Here is a 6,492-nt window from a genome sequence, read left to right on the forward strand (position 1 = left end):
CCCACTTCGCACGCTGCTCTCCCCACCGGCCCCCACCGGGCGCCACTCGGTACCGCTGTGTCATCCCCCGGGCGCTCTCCGCTTGCGTCTCCCCCGCACGGGCCGTCTCCAATCCCCCGTCTTCCCGGCGACGGCGCCGCGCGCCGTCATGTGCCCCGGTAACGGTCCACCACCGAGGTGAACTCGCCGACGAGGTGCTTCGTCACGGGTACCCCGGACGGTCCGCCGAGCAGGTCGGCCAGTTCCACGTCGCAGATCACCGTGACGGTGACGGTCGTGGCCGGTCCGCCCGGCAGGTTCAACTCCCCCTTGCCGACCCGCACGTCCCCGTTGCGGCAGGACACGCCCTGCTGGCGCAGGGTGGCGAGGGCGGACTCCCTGGCCGGCTGGTCCATCCCGTCCACGCTGCGCTGCAGGGAGGCGGTCCGGGCCCCGGCCCGGGCGGCGGCCTCCACGGTACCGGCCGTGGTCTGCACCCGACCGGCGGCGATGGCCACCAGGACCAGCCCGACGACCCCCGGCACGACGATCGCCGCCTCGATCGCGATCCCGCCGCGGTCCCGCCTGCGCCGCCGCGACCAGAACCGCCGCCGCGGCGGCCGCGATGGCCGCCGCCACCCGCCGGGTGCCCGCGGTTCACTCCTCACGGCTTCACCACCGGCGCCACGAAGCGCTCGCGCGGCGCCTCGGCGAACTGGGTGACGGTGGGCGCCCTGAGCCCGGGTATCAGCAGCGGCGGGGTCAGCTCCACGGTGACCCGGACGGTCTGGGCCGTGCTGCCGTCGGTCCGCACCACGTACCCGCGCTCGCCCTGCCGGTCGAGGAAGTCCCGGGCCTGCCGCTGGGCCGCCTCGTTCTTCTCGCCGTCCGTCGCGCTGCTCTGCACCCGTCCGGCGTCCACACCCTCGCGGGCCGCGGTGAGCGCGACCTGCCGGTCGTACCAGAGCAGCGCGGCCTGGACGACGAGCAGCAGGAGCAGCAGGACGACCGGGAAGACGATGGCGAGGCTCACGCTCATCGACCCCCGGTCGCCCCTGCGGCGGAGAGCAGGACGCATCACTGGGTGGCGCCGCCCGCGCCCGCGCCGCCCGGCATGTTCGGGTCCTGCTCGACCTTCTTGACGACCTTGTCCTTCAGCAGGTAGAGCGCCGTCGCCACGGCACCGGCGACGAAAACCAACGCGATGATGGCGAGGGCGAGTTCGATGCTGATCGCACCGCGGTCGCCGCGCGCCCGGGCGGCCCGCAGCCGGCCGAGCCGCAGGGTGAACAGCATCAGTGCGAACTGGACCGGTAGCAGGGCGGGTCGCAGCACCCGGTCTGCCAGGTGGGCGATTCGTGCGGTCATCGGGTTCTCCCGGGGATGTGGCGGTGTGGTGTGGTGGTGCCGGCTGCTCTGAACGGGCGGGTCGGGCTTGCGAGGTCTCGTCGGGGACGGTACGCGGCCGTGGAACACGGTCAGTTGAGCATCTGGTGCAGGGCGGGGAAGACGATCAGGACGGTCATCAGCAGGGTCAGCGCGGCCCCGGGCGCGACCATCCGTTCGCTGTCGGCGTTCGCCCGGGCGAGGTCCTCGGCGAGCAGTTCCCCGCGCAGGCCCTTGGCGCGGGCCCGCAGGGTGTCGTAGACGGCGGCGCCGTCGGTGCCGGACAGCCGCATGATGTCGGCCACGTCCTGGAGCGGGCTGAGCCCCAGTTCCTCGGCCAGCGCGTCGAGTCCGGCCCACGGCGGGAGCCGGTCGGTGGCCGCGCGCTCCAGGGCGTCGCGGATCCGCCGGAACACCGTGCCCTGCCCGACCGCGGCGGCCCGGCGCAGCGCCTCGGCGGGGCCGCAGTCGGCGGCCCGCTCCATCGCGACGAGTTCCAGGTAGGCGGCGATGCCGTGCAGGTACTCGGTGCGCGCCTCCTTGGCCTCGCCGCGCACCACGGCGTCCGGGACGAACCAGAGCAGCCCGGCCAGCAGCGGCCCGGCGACCAGCGGCAGCGCGAACGGCAGGCCGGTGTCCATCAGCACGGCCATCGCCCCCAGGTAGGCGGGCAGCAGCAGGCCGAGCGCGGCGAACAGCAGCTTGTGCACCATGAACCGGGCCGGGGTGCGGCCGATCAGGGCGAGTTCACGGCGCGGTACGGAGACCCCGCGCAGGTGGACGGACCGCTCGCCGATCCGGTCGTACCAGCGGGGCCGCTCGTCCGGGTCCTGCTCGCGGTCGGCGGGGGTGGCGTGCAGCCGGTCCAGCGCCTGGCGCAGGTCCGGTGGCGCCGGCCGCAGTTCGGCGACCAGGAGGGCGAGGCCGCCGGCCGCGAAGGCGCCGGCCAGCACGGACCAGGGCGAGATCACCGGACCTCCCCGAGCTGCTCGGCCGGCTCCGGCGCGGCCGCCGGTGCGGCGGACCGGCGCCCGCTCCTGCTGCGCCGGTCCGGCGTCAGCAGCCGGGGCACCGGCGGGTGGGAGGCCAGCGCCCGCATCCAGGCGATGATCGCCACGAACAGGGCGGCGACCACGGCGAGCACCACCTGACCGAGGAAGGTCCCGTACGGCCGGGTGTACTCGGTGTTGAAGGAGCCGACGGTGACGACCAGCACGATGATGCCGACCAGCCAGCGGATGGTGGTCCGGTGCTTGGCCCGGTCCGCCTCGATGGCGCGGCGCTGGCGGACCTCCTCGCGCACCGAGTCGGCCATGTCGGAGAGCGTGCGGGCCAGGCCGGGGCCGCTGTCCCCGGCCCGCAGCACGAGCGCGGCGAGCACCTTGTCGGCGGTGGCGTCGGCGAGGCTGTCGGCGAAGGCGCGCAGCGCCTCCTCGGGCCGCCAGCGGGCCTGCAGCCGGGCGGCCAGCTCGCCGATCTCGTCCTCCAGGGCGGCCGGGGCGGTGCGGCGGCTGGTGACGATGGCCTGGTTGAGGCCGACGCCGAGCAGCAGCACGTCGGCGATCCGCTGGGTCCACTCGGAGAGCGCCTCCAGCCGCTCGATCCGGTGGGTGTCCGGGCGGGTGGTGTCGAACAGCCAGGGCAGGCCGAAGACGGCCAGCGGCACCAGCAGCGAGGTCAGCGGGATGCCGGTGAACAGCCAGGCCAGCGGCGCGCCGGCGAGCGCGAGCGGCAGCTGGACGCGGCGCATCCGCACCATCCGGTGCGCGGCCGTCCCGGGGGCGCCGTACCAGAACACGTGGATCCGGCCGGCCAGCGGGTTGGGCTCCCGCTCGGCCCCGTCCTCGGCGCCGGGCTCGCTGCCGCGGGCCCAGGCCACCAGGGCGACCAGGCCGCCCGCGACCGCCAGCCCGCAGAGGGCGAAGAGCAGCATCACCGCGCGCCACCGCCGATCCGCAGCTGGAGCGGGGTGGCCCAACTCCCGTACCGGGAGCCGAGGAGCGAGGCGTCGAAGCCGGCCCGGCGCAGGTCGTCCAGGCACTGCGGCGGGGTGTGCGGGACGGCCCGCGGCTCGCCGAGGTCCGGCCGGGGACCGAAGACGGTGTTCAGTGCGGGCCGGCCGCTCTCCCCGAGGCCGGTGACCTCCAGGACGTGGGAGACGAAGCGGTGCCGGCGGCCGCCGACGGCGGTCTCGTCGACCATGGTGACGTGCACGATGAGGTCCAGGGCGTTGGCGGTGAGCCGGTAGGCGAGCGAGTCGGTCATGTGCGAGCCGTACTCCAGGCAGAGTTCGGCGATGCGGTCGACGACCATGTGCGGGCCACGGGCGTGCAGGGTGCACATCGAGCCGCCCTCGCCGTTGGTCATCACCCGCAGCATCGGGACGACCTCGCCGGAGCGGACCTCCCCGACGATGATCCGGGAGAGCGTCATGCGCAGCGCGGCCGGAATGAGGTCGCCGATGGTCAACTCCCCGGCCAGGCGCCCCTCGACGCGCTCGCCGTTGCCCTCGCGGGCCTCCATCGGGACGACCTGGCGCAGGTGGCCGAGGGTGTGCAGCCAGAGTTCGAACTCCGACTCCAGGGTGCCGATCCGCTCGTCCGGCGGGATCTCGGCGGCCATCGCGCGCAGCAGGCTGGTCTTGCCGACGCCCTGGGTACCGGTGATCATCACGTTCTTCCGGGCCCGGATCGCGGAGGCCAGGAAGGCGGCCAGGGTGGCGTCCAGGGTGCCGAGTTCGACCATCTCGGGCAGCGTCGCCGAGGCCACCCGGTGGCGCCGGATCGCGATGTACGGGCGGGGCGTCACCTCGGTGAGCGCCTGGAGGCGCATGCCGCCCTCCAGGCGCAGCGCGAGGGTCGGGCTGGCGGTGGAGAGGCTGCGCTCGCCGCCGCCGTGCTGGCGGGCCAGGTCCTGGAGCAGTTCGATGAGTTCGGCGTCGTTCTCGGCCACCGGCGGTACCTGGCGCAGGGGTTGGTGCACCTTGGAGACCCAGACGTCGTCGCAGCCGTTGATCAGGATGTTCTCGATCTCCGGGTCGTCCAGGTAGGGCTGGAGCCGGCCGGCCCGGAACAGCAGGTCGAAGACGGCCTCGGCGAGGGCGCGGTCCTGCTCGCGAGTGGGCGGGATGCCGTGGGTCTGCGCATAGGCGTCGGACCACCGGGCGACGGCCTCCTCGATCAGCGCCCGGCCGCGCTGACGGCGGGTGGCGCGGTCCGGATCGGAGCCGGAGGCGGCGGTCAACCGGGTGATCTGCTGGTGCAGTTCGGCCGCGACCTGGCGCTTGAGCTCCCGGGCGACCTGCGGGTCGACGGCGGGCCGGGTGACGGAGCCGCGCAGGTCCAGCGAGGGCAGCTGGGAGGGCACGGCGGCGGGCCCGGCCGCGCCGGGCGGAACGGGCTGGGGCACGACGGGCTGCGCCGGGGCGGGCTGGGGCGCGACCGGTCCCGGCCGGTACCCGTGCGGCGGGACGACCGGTCCGGGCGGCGGCGCGGCCCAGGGCAGCGCGGCCGGATCGGAGGCGGGACGCTGGTGCAGGGGGCTACCGCGCACGGAGCACCTCCCCGGGGTTGTTCGGGTACGGCCCGCCCATGTCGTCCTGACTGTTCGTCACTGTCGGCTGCTGGAGCGGGTACTGGTCTTCCGGTTCGCCGTACGGGGCGGACCGGACGTGTGCCGGGAAGGGTGCCGGCGCGGCCGGCTGCGGCGCCAGCCCGGCCAGCGGCGCCACCGGGCCGGTGGTGATCACCGGCGGGACGGGCTGCGGCGGAGTGTACGAGGGCTGCTCGCCCTCCGCCGTCCCGTAGCCGGACCGGCCGTGCACGGACCGGCCGTGGGCCGCCGTGCCGTACCCTCCCGGCGGGTACGGCGACGGGCCGTGGCCGCCCGGACCGTATCCCGGCTGGGCGTACCCCGGCTGCCCGTGGTCGGACTGGCCGCCCGTCCCGTAGGCCGACTGCCCGTACGGGCCCGGCGCGGACGCGGGCGGAGGAACCGGCCCCACCCCGGACGACGGCCCCGCCCCGGGCGACGTCACGGGCCCGGACGACGGCACGGGCCCGGACGACGGCACGGGCCCGGTCCCGGGAACGGGCACGGACACCGACGGCTGCGGCGCCATCGGCACGGGCGGGGCCGGTATCGGCGGGGCCGGCACCGGAGCCGTCGGGACCGGCGGCATCGGCACCGCCGCCGCGACCGGGGCCGCCGCCGGGCCGACCGCCGTCAGCCGGGGCGGCGCCGCGTCCTGCGCCGCTCCCGGCGCGAGCCGCTGGCGCCGACGGCGGATCAGCAGCTGCACCTCGTCCGCCGCCGACCGCGCCGTGCGCATGAGCTCCGAGCGGATGAACCGCCGGTCGCCGGTGTCCCCGCCGTCGGAGAGCACCTTCGCCGTCCGGGTGGCGTGCGGCAGCACCCCGAGCACCGGCAGCCCGAGCTCGCGGGTCACCTCCGCCCTCGTGTACGGCCCCTCGGCGACCAGCAGCAGCCCGAGCGCGTCCGACCCGGTACCGGCGGTGGCCAGGTCCTCGGTCAGGGCGGCGAGCCGGGGCCGGACCGAGCTCAGCCCGCGCAGCGTGGTGCGCACCGTCGCCACCACCGCGTCGGCACGGCGGGCGAGCACCGCGCTGTGGCCGGTGGCCCCGGAGCGGCCGAGGTCCACGATGACGTCGTAGCCCTGCCGTTCCACGCCGTGCAGCAGTTCGGCGAGCGGTTCCCAGGTGTAGGCGAGGCCGGGCGCCTGGGTGGGGTCGGTCAGCCCGGGCAGCAGCAGCCGTTCGGCGTTGCCCTCGGGCGAGAGGTCGATCAGCTGCTCCCAGATGGTCTGCGTGAGCAGTCCGCGCCGGTCGGCGACGGCCAGGTTGCGCAGCCCGTACACCGCCTCGACCCGGCCCTCCAGGGCGCCGGCGAGCACCGCGCCGCCGTCCGGGTCGGCCTCGACCAGCAGGATCCGCCGGCCGGGCGACAGCGGCCACGACAGCAGCAGCGCCAGGGCGGTGGTGGTCGCTCCCGGTGCGCCCGGGCCGCCGACCACCGCGATCACGGCCATCAGGCGCCGCCCGTCGCGGCCGGGGCCCCGGAGGCGGCGCCGCCGGGGCCCGGCGTGGTGGCCCCGGGCGCCGCGCCCCC

The 6,492-nt window shown here is 76.1% G+C and carries 7 protein-coding genes; all 7 read right to left on the bottom strand.

What is annotated here, in order from left to right:
• Nucleotides 1–146: 146 nt before the first annotated feature.
• Nucleotides 147–524, bottom strand: a complete 378-nt coding sequence (locus tag ACIQOV_RS21400; RefSeq protein WP_380635259.1) for a pilus assembly protein — start codon at nt 522–524, stop codon at nt 147–149.
• 119 nt (nt 525–643) lie between these two features.
• Entirely contained in the window at nt 644–1,018 is a 375-nt protein-coding gene (locus tag ACIQOV_RS21405; RefSeq protein ID WP_401050682.1) for a TadE/TadG family type IV pilus assembly protein, read from the bottom strand.
• Nucleotides 1,019–1,056: 38 nt separating this feature from the next.
• Nucleotides 1,057–1,347: a hypothetical protein gene (locus tag ACIQOV_RS21410; RefSeq protein ID WP_401050685.1), complete on the bottom strand. Its 291-nt coding sequence runs from the start codon at nt 1,345–1,347 to the stop codon at nt 1,057–1,059.
• A 110-nt stretch (nt 1,348–1,457) separates the two neighbouring features.
• Complete coding sequence (locus tag ACIQOV_RS21415; RefSeq protein WP_359913793.1) at nt 1,458–2,336, bottom strand: hypothetical protein; 879 nt, start codon at nt 2,334–2,336, stop codon at nt 1,458–1,460.
• The gene (locus ACIQOV_RS21420) at nt 2,333–3,298 is read right to left on the bottom strand and encodes a type II secretion system F family protein (RefSeq protein ID WP_401050687.1); all 966 of its coding nucleotides are present in this window, start codon (nt 3,296–3,298) and stop codon (nt 2,333–2,335) included. The genes ACIQOV_RS21415 and ACIQOV_RS21420 overlap by 4 nt, the downstream gene beginning before the upstream one ends.
• Nucleotides 3,298–4,917, bottom strand: coding sequence for a CpaF family protein (locus ACIQOV_RS21425; protein ID WP_401050689.1), 1,620 nt, complete (start codon nt 4,915–4,917; stop codon nt 3,298–3,300). The genes ACIQOV_RS21420 and ACIQOV_RS21425 overlap by 1 nt, the downstream gene beginning before the upstream one ends.
• A partial coding sequence (locus ACIQOV_RS21430; protein ID WP_401050691.1) for a hypothetical protein occupies nt 4,907–6,492 on the bottom strand: 1,586 nt, incomplete at its 5' end. The genes ACIQOV_RS21425 and ACIQOV_RS21430, both read right to left, overlap by 11 nt.

It is taken from the genome of Kitasatospora sp. NPDC091257 (assembly GCF_044757675.1).
Lineage (GTDB): Bacteria > Actinomycetota > Actinomycetes > Streptomycetales > Streptomycetaceae > Kitasatospora > Kitasatospora lactacystinica.